Raw genomic sequence first — 17,555 nt, forward strand, 5'->3', positions numbered from 1 at the left:
CGCGATCCGGGCGAGGACGTCCGCCGTCCGCCCCAAGCCTGCCCACCTGCCCTGCGCCGCCCTCACGCCCGCTCCTTCATCCAGCCCGACTGTTTACGTGGCGGCGCGAGTAGCGTTATTGAGAGTTAGTCGCAACGAAGCGGGCGACGGTTGGCCCGATCCGAAAACAAAACGGCCCGTATGCGAACTGACGAACCGCTGCGGTTGTGGCTCAACCAGACGATCTGGAACACCTGGGACCGGAGCCCCTTGCCCACCGAAACCCCCGAACCGCCTTTCGACAAGAGCAGCGCCGACCATCCGCCGATCCGGCCCGTGGTCGGGCTGCACGGCCGCCAGGCCAAGGGCTATTATGATCCGCCGCACGTGCACGACCGCGCCCAGTTCTCCTATCGACTGGAAGGCGTGGCCGCCGTGCGGGCCGGCGGTTCGGCCATCCTGCTGCCGCCGGGGCGCGGGGTGTGGATCCCTCCGGGCCTGACCCACGAGGTCAGCTGCCGCGGCCCCGCCGCCTACAACGCCCTCTATGTCACACCCAAGGCCGATCCCCAGCCGCGCGACCTGAAGGTCATCGACGTGACGCCGTTTCTCCACGCCCTGGTCGAGGAGTTCCTGACCTTCGAACCGGCCTACGACGAAGCCGGCCGCGAGGGCCAGATCGTCCGCCTGATGCTGGGCGAGATCGACCGCGCCCCGGCCTCGGCCTATGCCGGTCCGCGCCTGCCCCGCGATCCGCGCGTGCGCCGGATCTGCGACGCCCTGCGGATCGCCCCCGCCGACGACCGCGACATCGACGCCTGGGCCCAGGTCGCGGGCATGAGCCGGCGCACCTTCACCCGCGCCTTCCGGGCCGAGACGGGCATGGGCTTCACCACCTGGCGCCAGCAACTGCGGATGACCGAGGCGGCCGCGCGCCTCGAGGCCGGCCAGTCGGTCAAGCAGGCCGCCCAGGACCTGGGCTTCACCTCGGCCAGCAGCTTCGTCACGCTGTTCCAGCGCTCGTTCGGCGTCTCGCCCGGCCGTTACGCGGCGACGACCGCGCAGGTCCGGGGGCATGGCCGCTGACTCTTCGGCCAGGGCCTCGGAATCGCCCCGGTTGGCGGCCTAATGGGTTTGTCACGCCGCGCCAAACGCGTAGGACAGCCCCTCAGTAATCATGCGACGCGCCCCCCCGACGGCGGCCCGTGTCGCCGCTTCGACCGGTAAAGACGCCTGACCAAGTTCATCAAGACCTCGCGGTTCACCTTCCGGCGCGACCGGGGCCGCGGCTGGAAGATCGCCGCGGCCGCAGCCGCCGTCGCGGCCCTGGGCGCCGCCGCCCTCACCCTCTCGCGCTGCGCGCGCGTCTCCAAGACCGAGCAGACCATCGCCGCGGCCGCCACGCCGGTGGCGCTTCCGCTCAAGCCGCAGGACTGGCGCGGCGAGATCGACTATCGCGCTCTCGACGCCCGCATCGGGGCGATGATGCGCGACCGCTCGATGACCGGGCTAGCCATCGCCGTGGTCGAGGACGGCCGGCTGTCGTTCGTGAAGGGCTATGGCCGCACCGCGCCGGACGACGGCGAGACGGTCGGCGCCGACACCGTGTTCCGCTGGGCCTCGCTGTCCAAGACCGTGGCCGGTTCGCTCAGCGCGCGCCTCGCCCAGGACGGGGTCTTCTCGCTGTCCGACCCGCTGGGACGCTTCGACACCAGCCTGCGCCTGCCGGCCGACGCGCAACGCACCCTGACCATCGAGCAGTTGCTTTCGCAGCGCACGGGCCTGCCGCGCAACGCCTATGACGGCTGGCTGGAGGGCGGCCGCTCGCCCAAGATGATCCGCCAGGCCCTGGGCGAGGTGCCGCCCCAGTGCCCACCGGCGACCTGTCACACCTACCAGAACGTCGCCTTCGACACGATCCGCGAGGTGGTCGAGACCACCACCCATCGCCCCTATGCCGAAGAGGCCCGCCAGCGCCTGTTCGTGCCGCTGGGCATGACCAGCGCCACCATCGGCATGAGCGAGCTTAGCGACGCCCGGCACTGGGCCCGCCCCACCCGCTACGGCCGCCGCCTGACCCTGGCCGAGGCCTACTACCTGACCCCCGCCGCCGCCGGCGTGAACTCCAACATCGTCGACCTGGCGCGCTGGATGCAGGCCCAGATGGGCCTGGCCCCCGCCGTGCTGCCGGCAGGCGTCCTGGAGGAGATCCAGCGACCGCGCGTCAACACCGGCCGCCCCTACGGCAACTCGCCGCTGGGCCGCACGCTGGAAAAGCCGGGCTACGGCCTGGCCATGCGCAGCTTCGGCTACCAGGGTCATCGCCTGGCCGGCCACAGCGGCGCCGTCGACGGCTATCGCGCCACCATGATGTTCGATCCGCAAAAGAAGACCGGCGTCGTGATGCTGTGGAACAGCGAAAGCAGCCTGCCCTTCAAGCTGCAGGCCGAGGTCTTCGACCTCTACTACCACCGTCCCTTCACCGACTGGCTGCAGTTGGGCGAGGGGCAGGTTCAGCTGGAGCCGTAACAAATCCCTCTCTCTTTGAGAGAGGGAGGGGCCCGCCGCAAAGCGGCGGGAGGGTGAGAGGTTTCACCCTTTCCGAACTAGGCGAGGCTCCGGCCGGATCGACATTCCGTGGCGCCGGCCGCTTTTCTCCGAGCGTCCCCGCGAAGGCGGGGATCCAAGCTGCGTTTCAGGATGAGGCGCGACCGTGAGAGACCCGCAAACTCCGCTTGGGTCCCCGCCTCCGCGGGGAAGGACGGATTTGGGGGATGGTCGTCGAATGACTGTCGATCCGACGAAGGCGGCGCGCGCCAGAAGACCGAGGGCCTTCCGGCACTGGCTGTAACCTCTCACCCTCCCGCCACCTGCGGCGGCGGGCCCCTCCCTCTCTCCAAGAGAGAGGGAAGATCGCCCATCATCCGTATCAGCCGGCCAGAACGGCCTTGATCGCCGCCAGGCCGTCGTCGGCCTTGGTGGCGTCGGGAGCGCCGCCCTGGGCGAAGTCGGGCTTGCCGCCCGCGCCCTGGCCGCCCATGGCGATCACGGCGGCCTTGGCCAGGTCCGCGGCGCTGAACTTGCCGACGAGATCGGCGGTCACGGCCACGGTGACGGCGGCCTTGCCGTCAGTCGTGCCGACCAGGGCCACGACGCCCGAGGTCAGCTGCTTCTTGAACTCCTCGGCGACGCCGCGCAGTTCCTTGCCGCCGACGCCGTCGAGGACGCGGGCGATCAGGGCGGTGCCGTTCACGTCTTCCGGACCCGAGGCCGCACCGCCGCCGCCACCCAGGGCCAGCTGCTTCTTGGCCTCGGCCAGTTCCTTTTCCAGCTTCTTGCGCTCGGCCACCAGGGCGTCGACGCGCGAGAGAACCTCGGCGACCGGGGTCTTGAACTGGTCGGCCAGGGCCTTGGCGACGCCGGCCTGGTCGAGCAGGAAGCGGCGGGCCGCCTCGCCGGTCAGGGCCTCGATGCGGCGCACGCCGGCGGCCACGCCTTGCTCGGAGACGATCTTGAACAGGGCGATGTCGCCGGTGCGGGCCACGTGGGTGCCGCCGCACAGTTCGACCGAATAGGCCTTGCCCGCGTCGGTGAGGCTGTCGCCCAGGGTCAGCACGCGCACGCTGTCGCCGTACTTCTCGCCGAACAGCGCCACGGCGCCGGCCTCGATGGCGGCTTTCGGGGCCATTTCCTCGGTGCGGGCCGCCACGTTCTGGCGGATGACCGCGTTCACTTCGGCCTCGATGCGCTCGATCTCGTCGGCGCTCAGCGGGCCGCCGTGGCTGAAGTCGAAGCGCATGCGCTCGCCGTCGACCATCTGGCCCTTCTGGGCGACGTGCGGGCCCAGCACGTGGTGCAGGGCGGCGTGCACCAGGTGCGCGGCCGAGTGGTTGGAGCGGGTGGTGTGGCGGCGCTCGGCGTCGACCGAGGCGACGACCTGGTCGCCGACCTTCAACGGACCGGCCAGCTCGACGCGGTGCACGTGCAGTTCGCCGGCCTGCTTCTGGGTGTCGAGCACGCGGCTTTCCGCGCCATTGGCCTCGATCACGCCGGTGTCGCCGGCCTGGCCGCCGCTTTCGGCGTAGAAGCTGGTGCGGTCGAGCAGCACGTCGACGGTCTGGCCGGCCGAAGCGGCCTCGACCTCGGCGCCGTCGGCGACGATGGCCTTCACCACGCCCGTGGTCTCGGTGGTCTCATAGCCGACGAAGTCGGTGGCGCCGGCCTTTTCCTTGATCGAGAACCAGGCGGCCGCCGCGCCCTGCTGGCCCGAACCGGCCCAGTTGGCGCGCGCCATCTCGCGCTGCTTCTGCATGGCCGCGTCGAAGCCGTCGGTGTCGACGGTCAGGCCCTTGGCGCGCACGGCGTCCTGGGTCAGGTCGAGCGGGAAGCCGTAGGTGTCGTAGAGCTTGAAGGCGGTCTCGCCGTCCAGCACGTCGCCGGTCGACAGATTGGCGGTGGCTTCGTCGAGCAGGCCCATGCCGCGGCCCAGCGTGGTGCGGAAGCGCTCTTCTTCCTGGCGCAGGGTCTCGACGATCGAGGCCTCGGCGCGGCGCAGTTCCGGATAGGCCTGGCCCATCTCGGCCACCAGGGTCGGGGCCAGACGGTGCATCAGGGGCTCGTTGGCGCCCAGCAGGTAAGCGTGGCGCATGGCCCGGCGCATGATCCGGCGCAGCACGTAGCCGCGGCCTTCGTTCGACGGGGTGACGCCGTCGGCCAGCAGGAACGACGACGAGCGCAGGTGGTCGGCGATCACGCGGTGCGACGGCGCCTGGGCGCCTTCGGCCTTGACGCCGGTCAGCTCGACCGAGGCGGCGATCAGCGCCTTGAACAGGTCGATGTCGTAGTTGTCGTGCACGCCCTGCAGGACGGCGGCGATGCGCTCCAGGCCCATGCCGGTGTCGATCGAGGGCTTGGGCAGCGCCAGGCGCTCGCCGCCGGCGATCTGCTCGAACTGCATGAACACCAGGTTCCAGATCTCGATGAAGCGGTCGCCGTCCTCATCGGGGCTGCCCGGAGGGCCGCCGAAGATGCCTTCGCCATGGTCGTAGAAGATTTCCGAGCACGGGCCGCAGGGGCCGGTGTCGCCCATGGACCAGAAGTTGTCGCTGGTGGGGATGCGGATGATCTTGTCGTCGGACAGGCCGGCGATCTTCTTCCAGAGATCGGCCGCCTCGTCGTCGGTGTGGTACACCGTGACCAGCAGCTTTTCCTTGGGCAGCTTGAACTCGCCGGTCAGCAGGGTCCAGGCGTGGTGGATCGCCTGTTCCTTGAAGTAGTCGCCGAACGAGAAGTTGCCCAGCATCTCGAAGAAGGTGTGGTGGCGGGCGGTGTAGCCGACGTTGTCCAGGTCGTTGTGCTTGCCGCCGGCGCGGACGCACTTCTGCGAGCTGGCCGCGCGCGGGTGCGCGGGCGTCTCGGCGCCGGTGAACACGTTCTTGAACGGCACCATGCCCGCGTTGACGAACAGCAGGGTCGGATCGTTCTGCGGCACCAGCGGCGCCGACGGCGTGACGGCGTGGTCGGCCTTGCCGAAGTAGTCGAGGAAGGTGCTGCGGATCTCGTTGAGGCTAGGCATCGTCGTCTCGGGAATCTCGAAAGGTCCGGCGGACACCGGAAGTCGGCGCTGCATAGCGCGGTTTCAAGCTTTGTGGAAATCCAACCTCGGAATGGCCGGCTGGCGCGGCGCTCGTGACGCCTGGCCGCTCGCCCTGGCCGCTGGTCCGGCGGCGACGGGCGAGCGGGCGGCCGCGTCGCGATCCGCAGGACGGAACGCCGCCGCCGGCGCCTTGCCCGCCTTGAAGGACGGCGGCTAACCTCCGGCCGAGAGGGACGCCATGAACACCACCACCGACACGACGGCGCAGCAGGGCCGCCCCGTCAGCGCGCCCTTGCGGACCGAGGGCCGCTCGCGGCGCACGATCTGGATCCTGTTCGCGGTCGTGGCCCTGGTCGTCGTCGCGCCGCTGACCGGCTTCACCCTGGTCAAGCAGCGCCAGGCCGCCGCCGTCGCCGAGGCCTATTGGAGCCTGGCGGGAACGCCCTGCCCGACCCTCGCCCCGGCGGCCTTCACGGCCGGGTCGCGCAAGCCGATGACCTTCACCTTCGACGAGGCCGTCATCCAGCGCCGGGCCGGGCACATGGAATGCACCCACCGCGTCTACGCCCAGGCGGCCGGACGCCGCGAGGCCCCGGTCTGCGACTTCAGCGGCCCGATCGCCCTGGCCGTCGCCGTCGGCGGGACGCGGGCCTTCTATGCCCCGCCCGGCTCGGCGCGGGTGGCGGTGATCGACGGCAAGCCGGTCTGCGTGCAGCGACCGTGGACCGACATCGGGGGCTGAGGGCGGGCGAGGATCGCGCCGGATCAACCGGCCGGTTCCGCGGAAGCTGAAAACGCCCCCCCCCCCCTCCGGCCCTCCGGGCCACCTCTCCCAGAGGGGGAGGATCTTGGGGCGGCGCCTGTCGCTCGCCCCCTCCGTCACGGCGCTTCGCGCCGCGCCACCTCCCCCGTTGCACGGGGGAGGACAAACGAAATCGGACGCCTGGCATGGGGTCCAGGCGTCCGGGGCTCGCGGCCGTCGACGGCGGTGTCGTTCCGCCGTGGGCTATAAGGCGGGGTCGCCCTCGGCGGGGCGGCGGCCGCGAAGTTCGGCGCAGGCGCGCGCCGAATGGCTTAGTCTTCGTCGCCCTCTTCAGGACCGCCGACCAGCAGCTCTTCCTCGATCTTCTGCGAGGCGCGACGCACCGCGGTTTCGATCTCGTTGGCCAGGTCCTTGTTGTTCTTGAGGAACTCGCGGACGTTGTCGCGGCCCTGGCCGATGCGCTGGCTGTTGTAGGAGAACCAGGAGCCGGCCTTGTCGATGATCCCGGCCTTGACGCCCAGATCGATGATCTCGCCCAGCTTGGAGATGCCCTCGCCGTACATGATGTCGAACTCGACCTCGCGGAACGGCGGGGCCACCTTGTTCTTGACCACCTTCACGCGGACGTTGTTGCCGATGATCTCGTCACGGTTCTTGACCGAGCCGGTGCGGCGGATGTCCAGGCGCACCGAGGCGTAGAACTTCAGGGCGTTGCCGCCCGTGGTGGTTTCCGGGCTGCCGTACATCACGCCGATCTTGTGACGGATCTGGTTGATGAACAGGACGATGGTGTTGGCCTTGTTGATCGAGCCGGTCAGCTTGCGCAGCGCCTGGCTCATCAGGCGGGCCTGGAGGCCAGGCAGGCTGTCGCCCATCTCGCCTTCGATTTCGGCCTTCGGGGTCAGGGCGGCCACGGAGTCGACGATGACGATGTCGACCGCGCCCGAGCGCACCAGGGTGTCGGTGATTTCGAGGGCCTGTTCGCCGTTGTCGGGCTGGGCCACCAGCAGGCTGTCGAGATTGACGCCCAGCTTGTGGGCGTAGGACGGATCCAGCGCGTGCTCGGCGTCGACGAAGGCCGCGGTGCCGCCGGCCTTCTGAACCTCGGCCACCGCGTGCAGGGCCAGCGTCGTCTTGCCCGAGCTTTCCGGCCCGTAGACCTCGATCACCCGGCCCTTGGGCAGGCCGCCGATGCCGAGCGCGATATCGAGGCCCAGAGAGCCGGTGGAGACCGCTTCGATCTCGACCTTGCCCTTTTCGCCGAGCTTCATCACCGAGCCCTTGCCGAAGGCCCGATCGATCTGCGCCAGAGCCGCTTCTAGCGCCCGCGCCTTGTCGCCTTCTTCCTTGCCCACGAGTTTCAAAGCCGCCTGACTGGTCATTGGTTGATCGCCTTATTCCATGATTCCGGCCGCCGGGCCGGAAGTTCGGGCGCCGCTACGCCCACCGCCTGTGGAATGATTAATGCGTACACATTTTGTTCTATGTTCGCAAGATGTTCTTTTCGTTCCGCCCGACCGCCGCTGTGGCGAGCCGTCGCACCCCGCTCGCCGCGCCCCATGCACGGCTCCTTAAGCTAAGGCGGGCCAGGATGGCCCCCTCTGGGGAGCTCTATCCTTTGTCGATCGATCCACGCCGCCTGCTGGGCCTGGCCTTCGCCAGCGCCGATCTCCTGCTCGAACTCGAGGGGGATCGCGTCAGCCTCGCCCTGGGCGCGGCGCAGAAGATCATGGGCAAGACCGAAACCTCCCTGATGGGCCGCGTCTGGCGCGACCTGTTCACCCCCGCCGACCGTCCGTTGATGGACGCGGCGCTCTACGCTCTCGACGAAGGCCAGCGCCGGGGACCGGTCACCGTCCGCGTCGCCGGCGAGCCGGAACGCTTCGTCGGAGTCACTCTGCGCGCCCTACCCGACAATTTCGGACGTACCTCGATCGCGATCACCGCCGCCCGTCCGCCCGCCGGCGGCCTGGACGCCACGGGCCTGCGTCCGCGCGAGAACTTCGAGGAGATCGCCAAGGGCTTGTTCGAGGCCGCGCGGGTCACCGGGCTGGAGCTCGAACTGGCCATGGTCGAGTTCGCCGGCCTGGCCGCCCTGCGCGACGGCCTGGCCCCGACCGAGGCCCACGCGCTGGACATGAAGATCGCCGGCGCCGTCCGCGCCGAATCCCACGCCGGCGCCATGGCCACCCAGGTCTCGCCCGAGCGCTTCGCCCTGCTGCGGGCCAAGGACGACCGGCCCGAGGCCCTGGCCGCCCGCCTGACCAAGATCGCCACGCTCGACGCCAGCGCCCACGTGGTGCCGCTGGACGGCGGCGCCTCGTCGCGCGGCCTGCGGGCCCTGCGCTACGCCCTCGACGACTTCCTGCGCGAAGGCCTCAAGGACACCCCGCCGATGACCCTGTCGGAGGCGATGAACAGGTCCGTCAAGCGCACCCTGGCCCGCGCCGGCGCCCTGGGCGCGGCCGTCAGCCAGCGCCGCTTCACCCTCGCCTACCAGCCCGTGGTCGACCTCTCGACCGGCCAGGCCCACCACCACGAGGCGCTGGTGCGCTTCGAGGACGGCGCCAGCCCCTTCGCCCTGATCCGCATGGCCGAGGAGTTCGACATCATCGAGGAACTGGACCACGCCATCGCCGAGCAGGCGGTGCGCCGGATCGCCTCCGACCGCGCCGGCGGCGTCCGCCTGGCCGTCAACGTCTCGGGCCGCACCATCGTCAGCGAGACCTTCGTCGACCACATCGGCCGCCTGCTGGCCCAGACCCCGGCCGCCAAGGGCAAGCTGATCTTCGAGGTCACCGAGACCAGCGCCATCGACGACCTGCCCCGCGCCAACCGCCACATCCAGGCCCTGCGCGGCCTGGGCTCGCTGGTCTGCCTGGACGATTTCGGCGCGGGCGCGGCCTCGTTCGCCTACCTGCAGGAACTCACGCTCGACATCGTCAAGATCGACGGCCGCTACGTGCGCGAACTGGCCGGCAACAGCCGCGACGGAGCCATGGTCCGCCGCCTGGTCGAGCTGTGCCGCGACCTCAATGTCCGCACCGTCGCCGAGATGGTCGAGACCGCCGAGGTCGAGGACGTGGTCCGCAAGGCCGGCGTCGATTTCGCCCAGGGCTGGCTCTACGGCAAGCCGGCCGACCAGCCGCAACCGTCGCAGAAACCGACCGCCGTCACCCCCATGGCCCGCCGCGCCGGCGTGTCGGAAGGCTGGGGCTGAACCAGCTTCACCGTACTTGCGTGGAACCCTTGGACGCGCCAAGCGTCTAAGGGTCCATGCCGGCTTTCGTTCGTCGGCGAGTCGACGCTGCCGGATCCGGGGGGCCGCAACCAGCATGAACGCCGCCGATCCGTCGGAACGCGAGGCGCGTCGCCTCGCGGCGCTCCGTCGTTACGACATCCTCGACACGCCGCGCGAGGCCGCCTTCGACGAGATCGTCGCCCTGGCCGCCGAGATCTGCGGCGTGCCGATCGCCCTGGTCAGCCTGGTCGACGAGCACCGCCAGTTCTTCAAGGCCGAGATCGGCCTGGGCGTCGACGGCACGCCGCTGGAAAGCTCGTTCTGCGTCAAGGCGATCCTGGAAGACGACTTCCTGCTGGTGCCCGATGCGACGCGCGACCCGCGCTTCGACTGCAATCCGCTGGTCACCGGCGATCCGCACGTGCGCTTCTACGCCGGCGCGCTGCTGAAGACGGCCGAGGGCCTGCCGATCGGCACGCTGTGCGTGCTCGACACCGCGCCCAAGGACCTGTCGCCCCTGCAGCAGCGCACCCTGCAGGTGCTGGCCCGGCAGGTGATGAGCCAGCTGGAGCTTCGCCTGTCGCTGCAGGCCAGCGCCGACAGCGAGCGCAAGTACCGCACCCTGTTCGACTCGATGGACGAGGGCTTCTGCATCATCGAGTTCTTCGACGGCCCGCACGGCCCCGACAGCGACTACATCCACATCGACGCCAACGCCGCCTACGCCCGCCACGCCGGCATTCCCAACGTCGTCGGCCAGAAGCTGCGCGAGATGGTCCCGGGCGAGGCCGACGCCTGGGTGGCGCGCTACGGCCACGTGCTGCGCACCGGCGAGCCGATCCGCTTCGAGCAGGAACTGGTGGCCACCGGCCGCTATCTGTCGCTGTCCTCGTTCCGCATCGAGCCGCCCGAGCGCAAGCAGGTGGCGGTGCTGTTCCAGGACGTCACCGAGCGTCGCCGCGCCGAACTGGCCCTGCGCCAGCTGAACGAGACCCTGGAGCAGCGCGTCGCCTCGGCCCTGGCCGAGCGCCGGGTGCTGGCCGACATCGTCGAGGGGACGGCCGCGCTCGTGCAGGTCGTCGACAACGACTTCCGCTGGCTGGCCGTCAACGGCGCGGCCGTGCGCGAGTTCGAGCAGGTGTTCGGCGTCACCCCCCGTGTCGGCGAGCGCATGCTCGACCTGCTGTCCGACCAGCCGGAGAACCAGGCCCAGGTGCGCTCGGTGTGGTCGCGCGCCCTGGCCGGCGAGGAGTTCGTCGAGGTCGAGGCCTTCGGCGATCCGGACGGCTATCGCCGCTTCTACGAGATGCGCTTCGGCGTGCTGCGCGACGACATGGGCCTGCAGGCCGGCGCCTATCAGTTCGTCTACGACGTCACCGAGCGGCTGGAGGAGCAGGATCGCCTGCGCGAGGCCGAGGAAGCCCTGCGCCAGGCCCAGAAGATGGAGGCCGTCGGCCAGCTGACCGGGGGCCTGGCCCACGACTTCAACAACCTGCTGTCGGGGATTTCCGGCTCGTTCGAGATGATCGGCACGCGGCTGTCGCAGGGACGCTCGCGCGACGTCGAGAAATACCTGGCGGCCGGCCAGGGCGCGGCCCGCCGGGCGGCCGCCCTCACCCACCGCCTGCTGGCCTTCTCGCGCCGCCAGACCCTGTCGCCCCGCCCTATCGTCATCAACCGGCTGATGGCCGACTTCGTCGAGCTGGTGCGCCGCACGGTCGGGCCGTCGATCAAGGTCGAGACGGTCGCCGCCGGGGGCCTGTGGGCCACCCTGGTCGACGACAACCAGCTGGAGAACGCCCTCCTCAACCTCTGCATCAACGCCCGCGACGCCATGCCCGACGGCGGCCGGATCACCATCGAGACCGGCAACAAGTGGCTCGACCGCCGCGCCGCCGACGAACGCGGCATGGAGCCGGGCCAGTATGTCTGCGTCTGCGTCAGCGACACGGGCGTGGGCATGGACAAGGCGATCCAGGAGCGCGTCTTCGACCCGTTCTTCACCACCAAGCCGATGGGTGAAGGCACGGGCCTTGGCCTGTCGATGGTCTACGGCTTCGCCCGCCAGTCGCACGGCCACGTGCGGATCTATTCCGAGGTCGGCCAGGGCACGATGGTCTGCATCTACCTGCCGCGCCACTTCGGCGAGGAGGCCGCGCCCGAGACCGACGTCCACGCCGTCCTGCCCGCCCCCGCGGCGGCCGGCGAGACGGTGCTGGTGGTCGATGACGAGCCGACCGTCCGCATGCTGATCGTCGATGCGCTGCAGGAGCTGGGCTACGCCTGCGCCGAGGCCGCCGACGGCCCGGCCGGCCTGCGCCTGCTGCAGTCAAACGCCCGCTTCGACCTCCTGATCACCGACGTTGGTTTGCCCGGCGGCCTCAACGGCCGCCAGGTCGCCGACGCCGCCCGGGCCCTGCGGCCCGAGCTGAAGGTGATGTTCATCACCGGCTACGCCGAGAACGCCGCCCTCAACCACGGCCACATCCAGCCGGGCATGGAGGTGCTGACCAAGCCCTTCGCGGTGTCGGACCTGGCCGCCCGGGTCGACCGGATGATCCGCACGCCGCTTTAGGACGGGCCGACATTCACCTGACGGCCGCCCCTTGATCCGTCCTTCCCCGCGAAGGCGGGGACCCAAGCCGAGCCGGCGGACCGCCCAAGGCCACGCCTTCTCCTGAAATGCAGCTTGGATCCCCGCCTTCGCGGGGAACCTCGGTGGAAGATGGATCCGCCCTAGGGTCTGGACTCAATTGGCGTGCAAAGAAACGTGTCTTCCCGGCCGGAGGAGCGCGTCAGCGATCCGTAGAGCCGGGATCTCCCACGTTGGCAGGTTCGAAAACTGTGGGAGATCCCGGCGCTCCGCTGCGCTGCGGCCGGGATGACAACTGCTATAGGCTATTGAAACAGATAACCCATTGCCCTCGGCCAATTGAGTACCGACCCTAGGCCGCAAACACCCGCCGGCCGCGATCGACCCGCATCCGGTGGCTGCCGGCCAGCGCCGTCGAGCGGGCCTTGATCGTCCGCAGGAACAGCCATTCGCCGGTCACGCTTTTCGGCGTCACCTCGATCATCATGTAGCCGCGGCGGCTGGTGTCGGCCCACTTCAGTTCGGGATTGGCGGCCATGAAGCCCTGGGCCACGACCTTGGGGTCGGCGCCCATGTCGCCTTCCATGCCGTTGGACGTCACCGCCTGGCCGGCGAACTCGACCCCGGCCGGACGGCCGTCCTCCACCAGGCCATAGGCCCAGGCGTTGTGGCTGTCGCCCGACAGCATGACGAGGTCTGTGTCGGCGGCCTGGGCCGCCTTCAGCAGGCGCGAACGCGCGGCGGGATAGCCGTCCCAGCGGTCCATCCACATCGGCACGCCCTGCTGGGCGGCGCGGATGTTGTTGCGATAGCCGGCGACCTTCTTGTCGGCGACCTCGGGGCGCAGCCAGTCGACGGCCTCCCTGGGCATCACGGTGCGGCCCAGGATCGTGCCCATGCCGACCAGCTGCCAGGCCTTCGACGAAGCCTTCATCTCGTGGGCCAGCCAGCTTTCCTGGGTCGAGCCCAGCATGGTCGCCGACGGATCGCGCCAGGCCCCGTCGCGGAACGCCTTCAACGCGGCGTCCGGATCGGCCGCCTTGAACGCCGCGCCCAGGTCGGCGGGCTTGGTGCGGCCCAGCAGGCGCGACTCGGTGCGGTACAGCGTGGCCAGGGCGCCGATCGGATAGGCCTTCCACGGCTCGTCCGACACGGGCATCCACTCGCGATAGACCTGCATGGCCGCCGCGCGGCGGACGTTCCAGTCGCCCTCCTTGTCGGGCTGATGGTTCTGGGCCCCGCCCTCCCAGCTGTCATTGGCCGACTCGTGGTCGTCCCACAGCGCCACCATGGGGGCCATCTGGTGCAGGCGCTGCAGGTCGGGATCGGCGCGATAGCTGGCGTAGCGCAGGCGGTAGTCGGCGAGCGCCAGGATCTCGGTGACCGGCGCCAGCTGCTCCTTGCGGCCCTGCGCCCAGTCGCCCTCGCGGGTCGAGCCGACGCCATATTCGTAGATGTAGTCGCCGGTGTGCAGCCACAGATCCAGGTCCTGGCGCGCGGCGGCGTGGCCATAGGCGTTGAAGTAGCCGTTGGGCAGGTTCGAGCACGAGAACACCGCCAGGCCGAAGCGCGACACCGGCCCGACCGGCAGGGTCTTGGTGCGGCCGACCGGCGATTTCGAACCGTCCGGCGCCACGAAGCGGTACCAGTAGACCGTGCCGGGCCTCAGGCCGTCGACCGTGATCTTGGCCGTCCAGTCGCGATAGGCGCCGGTGCGCACGACGCCGCCGGCCACCACCTTGGCGAAGGCCTGGTCCAGCGCCACCTCGGCCTGCAGCGTGGTCACGCCGCCGTCGCCGGCTGGGACGTAGCGCGTCCACAGCAGCATGGAATCCGGCCCCGGCTCGCCGCTGGCCACGTTGTGGGTGAAGCCGCTGGCGCCCAGCATCTGCTGGGCGGCGGCGCGGCCGGCCGGCAGGGACAGGGCCCCCAGGCCCAGGCCGCCGAGCACCAGGCTGCGGCGATCGATGTGCAGAACCACGAAGCGACCTCTTCGATCTGAACGATGGAATGACGAGAAGAAGGAGGGCGGCCGCGCCGAGGGGATGGGAGCGCGACCGCCAGGGAGCCCAAGGCGTCCTAGAAGACGCCCTTCAGGCCCACGTTCCACATCGAGCCGTAGATGCTGTACTGCTGCACCCGGCTGCGGACGTTCGAGTAGACGATGTCCGGCTCGTTGAAGATGTTGCGGCCGGCCAGCATCACCTCGAAGCGCTTGTTGATCTTGTAGCTGGCGCTGACGTTCCACAGCTGGCGTTCGGCCCGGTAGAGGATGCCGTTGTTGGCCGTGGTCGGCGTGTTGCTGAGCGCGCTGGTCCGGTAGGAATCCTGCCAGTTGCCGGTCAGCTGCAGGTCCAGCTTGCCGTAGCTGTAGCGCAGGCCCCAGTTGGCCGAGGTCTTGGGCAGGTTCACGCGCTCGCCGTCGGGATCGATCTTGGTGACCGAGGCCCGCAGACCAAGACCGCGCAGCGCGCCCGGCAGGAAGACCAGCTGCTGGTCGTACTCCAGCGTGATCCCCTTGTTGGTGCTGGTGCCCGGCAGGTTCTGGGCGCTGCGGAAGGTGTAGCCGGCGTAGTCGCCCGGATTGTAGCCGACGTCCTCGGGATCGACCGTGATGCCGGTGACCTGCATGTCCTTGACGTCCAGCTGGTAGGCCGAGATGCCCACCACGCCCGACGGCTCCAGATAGTACAGCAGGCTGGCGTAGTACTTGGTCGAGTGCTCGGGCTTGAGCAGCGGGTTGGGCACCGTGACGATCAGGTTGTTGTCGTCGACGGCCACCACGCCGCCCAGGTTGCCGTAGTCGGGCCGCAGGATCGACTGGCTGAAGGCCATCTGGCCCACCAGGCGCTTGTTGAAGTCGTACTTCACCCCGCCGCTCAGGAACCAGTCGTCATACTCGCCCTCGCGGGTCGTGTAGGTCCCGTTGCGGTACTGGTACATCAGGCCCTCGACGGTGCTGGTCGACAGGCCCGCGGCGGTCACTTCCTTGGCCGAGCGGATGTCGGCGACGCGCGCCTGGGTCTTGGTCTTCTCGTAGCGCAGGCCAAGATCGAACTGGGCCTTGCCCAGGCGCGGCTGGGCCTCGACGTAAGCCGCGCTGACCTCCTCGCCGATCTTCTTGTTGTTATCCAGCTGGCGCTTCAGGTTGCCCACGGTGTCGGGCACGAAGTACTCGGGATGGGCCTGGTAGATGTCGTAGACGGCGTAGTTGTTGTCGGCGCGCCAGCCCTGCTCGTTCATGTTGCCGGCGTCGAAGCCGTGGATCTTGAACTGGTAGTTCTGGGTCCACGGGATGACGGCCTCGGGAGCCTTCTGGGTCAGGTCGCCGGTGGAACCCACATACTGAAATTGCTTGTACGAGCCTTCGTTGGTCTTCCACATGTTGGTGCGGAAGGCCGCCCCGCCCAGCAGTTTCAACTGCACGTCGCCGACCACCAGCAGCTTCTTCAGGTCCAGGTTGGCGCCGTACATCTGGTTGTTGGCGTTCGACTGCGAGGTGCGGATGTTGTTGCCGATGTCGTCGTCGCGGTTGAAGTTGGCCGGGTCGCTCCACGACCGGCCGGCCGTCTGCTTGATGGTCCAGGCGTTTGAGTCTTCCGACGCGCGGTCCAGCGTGAAGCCGATGCGCGTCAGGTAGCTGTCGGTGCGGACGAAGAAGCCCTGGTCGTTGTCCTCGAAATTGAACTGCGAGCTGGAATAGTTCGCCCGCAGCAGCGCCTCGAAGGTGTCGCCGCGATATTCCAGCTTCGGCGCGAACACCCAGGCCGGCGTGCCGGCGTAGCGGTGCGAATACTGGGTGTGCAGGCGGGTGTTGGTCGTGCTCGGGTTCACGACGATGTGGGTCGGCGTGGAGTCGGCCGTCGCCCGCGACACCGTCGTCGTGCCGAAGATCAGGTAGGTGTACTGGTTGAAGTACTCGACGTCGTAGAACGAGTAGGTGCTGCGCAGGGACAGCGCCAGCTTGTCGGTGATCTTGTAGTCGACGCTGAGGTTGGCGGCCTTGCGGCTGGTCAGCTTCGGACCCGGGCGCCACATCACCTGGTAGGGCATGACCCGGCCGTCGGCCAGGTAGGACCAGTCGGTCTGCACCCGGTCCTGCTGGACGAAGTTGGCGTTGTAGCTGGCGTTGAACGCCACGCCCAGGCGGCCGTCCAGGAACACGTCGCCATAGCCGATCTGCGCCGACGGATAGATCGTCATGTGCTTCTTGTCGTCGGGCAGGTACTGCCGCGACAGGGTGGAGTCCGAGGTGCCCACGCCGCCGATCTGGAAGCGCAGCAGGCGGCTCTTGCGCTGGAAGGCGTACTTGCTGCGCAGGTTGATCGAGCCGCCGGGGCTGTCGGCGTCCATGCTGGCCTGCAGCGTGTTGTTCAGCTCGATGGAGTCGATGCCGGTGATCGACATCTGCTCGAACGAGTTCTGGCGGCCCGAATTGTTGTTCGACGTGGCCGTGGCCATGCGCGCGCCGTCGGTGGTGAAGGTCGAGTACTTGGGGTCCAGCCCCCCGATGCGCACGGCCGTGGCGTCGACCTCGGTGTAGTCCAGCGACACGCCGGGCATGTTCTTCATGAACTCGCCGACGTCGCCCATGGTCAGGGCGCCGAAGTTGTCGGCGGCCACCACGTTCTTGGCGTTGGTCGAGGCGCGGCGTTCCATGATGGCGGCGGCCTGGCCGTCGCGGGCGGCCGTGATCGTCACCGCCTCGACCGCGTCGCCGCCGGCCGCGGCGTAGGCCGTCAGGTCGAAGGTCACCGCCGCGGTCTGGCCGGGCTCGACGGTGACGACGGTGCGGGCCGTCTCCAGGCCCGCGTACTTGGCCACCACCGCCACCTCGCCGGCCGGCACGCCGGTCAGGCGAAAGTCGCCGCCGTCTTCCGAGAAGGCCACGATGGTCGTGCCCTCGACGCGGATCTCGGCGTTGCGCACGTACTGGCCGGTGGCGGTGTTGAGCACCTTGCCGCGCACCACGCCCGAGCCGACGGCCGCCGACGGGCGCGTCCCGGCCGGACCGGCCGACTTCAGGGTGATCACCTGGCCGTCGTCGCTGTCGATGCGCAGCGAGGTGCCGGCGATCAGGCGCGACAGGGCGGTGCGCACGTCCATGCGGCCCTTCACGGCCGGGGTGCGCACGCCGTCCAGCAGGCGGGCCGGGGCCACGATCTGCACCTGGCCCTGGCGGGCCAGTTCGGGGATGGCGCGCACGGCCGGCTGGGCCGGAATGTCGAAGTCGCGGTCCTGCGCCTGGGCTTGCGAGGCGACGGCGAGCGCCACGGCGGCGACGCCGCAGGCGAGGATGGAGTAACGGGAAGTCATCGGCAGGCAGCCCCCAATCGTCGCCCAGATCGCGACGTCGCGGGTTGAGAGCCCTCGGGCCACGGGC

At 69.5% G+C, this 17,555-nt stretch carries 8 protein-coding genes and 1 pseudogene; 5 read left to right on the forward strand and 4 right to left on the reverse strand.

All coding sequences use genetic code 11. The features are described 5' to 3' along the window. Positions 1 to 180: 180 nt before the first annotated feature. Positions 181 to 1,065: a helix-turn-helix transcriptional regulator gene (locus tag G5B46_RS05010; RefSeq protein ID WP_165256721.1), complete on the forward strand. Its 885-nt coding sequence runs from the start codon at positions 181 to 183 to the stop codon at positions 1,063 to 1,065. Positions 1,066 to 1,386: 321 nt separating this feature from the next. Continuing rightward, positions 1,387 to 2,508 (forward strand): serine hydrolase domain-containing protein, encoded by a 1,122-nt coding sequence (locus tag G5B46_RS05015; RefSeq protein ID WP_346764870.1) that lies wholly within the window; start codon positions 1,387 to 1,389, stop codon positions 2,506 to 2,508. A gap of 400 nt (positions 2,509 to 2,908) precedes the next feature. Here G5B46_RS05015 and alaS read toward each other — a convergent pair whose 3' ends face one another. After that, positions 2,909 to 5,554, reverse strand: coding sequence for an alanine--tRNA ligase (gene alaS / locus G5B46_RS05020; protein WP_165256723.1), 2,646 nt, complete (start codon positions 5,552 to 5,554; stop codon positions 2,909 to 2,911). A 259-nt stretch (positions 5,555 to 5,813) separates the two neighbouring features. Between alaS and G5B46_RS05025 the strand changes: the two genes are divergently transcribed. Beyond that, positions 5,814 to 6,317 carry a hypothetical protein gene (locus tag G5B46_RS05025; RefSeq protein WP_165256725.1) on the forward strand — a complete coding sequence of 168 codons (504 nt, stop codon included), beginning with the start codon at positions 5,814 to 5,816 and terminating at the stop codon, positions 6,315 to 6,317. Between the two features lie 332 nt (positions 6,318 to 6,649). Here the strand turns inward: G5B46_RS05025 and recA are convergent, their stop codons facing one another. Beyond that, positions 6,650 to 7,720 (reverse strand): recombinase RecA, encoded by a 1,071-nt coding sequence (gene recA / locus G5B46_RS05030; RefSeq protein WP_165256727.1) that lies wholly within the window; start codon positions 7,718 to 7,720, stop codon positions 6,650 to 6,652. 236 nt (positions 7,721 to 7,956) lie between these two features. Here recA and G5B46_RS05035 point away from each other — a divergent pair, with 236 nt between their 5' ends. Continuing rightward, on the forward strand, positions 7,957 to 9,558 hold the full coding sequence (locus G5B46_RS05035) for an EAL domain-containing protein (RefSeq protein ID WP_205691498.1): 1,602 nt from the start codon (positions 7,957 to 7,959) through the stop codon (positions 9,556 to 9,558). A gap of 142 nt (positions 9,559 to 9,700) precedes the next feature. Beyond that, positions 9,701 to 12,154 (forward strand): annotated as a pseudogene (locus G5B46_RS05040) (PAS domain-containing protein); the annotation flags it as partial. A gap of 370 nt (positions 12,155 to 12,524) precedes the next feature. Here the strand turns inward: G5B46_RS05040 and G5B46_RS05045 are convergent. Together G5B46_RS05045 and G5B46_RS05050 are read right to left on the reverse strand one after the other, a co-directional pair. Next, complete coding sequence (locus G5B46_RS05045; RefSeq protein ID WP_165256733.1) at positions 12,525 to 14,153, reverse strand: alkaline phosphatase D family protein; 1,629 nt, start codon at positions 14,151 to 14,153, stop codon at positions 12,525 to 12,527. 98 nt (positions 14,154 to 14,251) lie between these two features. Next, positions 14,252 to 17,488 (reverse strand): outer membrane beta-barrel protein, encoded by a 3,237-nt coding sequence (locus G5B46_RS05050; RefSeq protein WP_165256735.1) that lies wholly within the window; start codon positions 17,486 to 17,488, stop codon positions 14,252 to 14,254. Between the last annotated feature and the right edge of the window lie 67 nt (positions 17,489 to 17,555).

Source organism: Caulobacter sp. 602-2 (genome assembly GCF_011043625.1).
Taxonomy (GTDB): Bacteria; Pseudomonadota; Alphaproteobacteria; order Caulobacterales; family Caulobacteraceae; genus Caulobacter.

Bases quoted from the DNA above. Each gene is read 5' to 3' on its own strand.
- G5B46_RS05010 (WP_165256721.1), top strand. From the start codon at position 181: ATGCGAACTGACGAACCGCTGCGGTTGTGGCTCAACCAGACGATCTGG.
- G5B46_RS05050 (WP_165256735.1), bottom strand. From the start codon at position 17,488: ATGACTTCCCGTTACTCCATCCTCGCCTGCGGCGTCGCCGCCGTGGCG.
- alaS (WP_165256723.1), bottom strand. From the start codon at position 5,554: ATGCCTAGCCTCAACGAGATCCGCAGCACCTTCCTCGACTACTTCGGC.
- G5B46_RS05025 (WP_165256725.1), top strand. From the start codon at position 5,814: ATGAACACCACCACCGACACGACGGCGCAGCAGGGCCGCCCCGTCAGC.
- recA (WP_165256727.1), bottom strand. From the start codon at position 7,720: ATGACCAGTCAGGCGGCTTTGAAACTCGTGGGCAAGGAAGAAGGCGAC.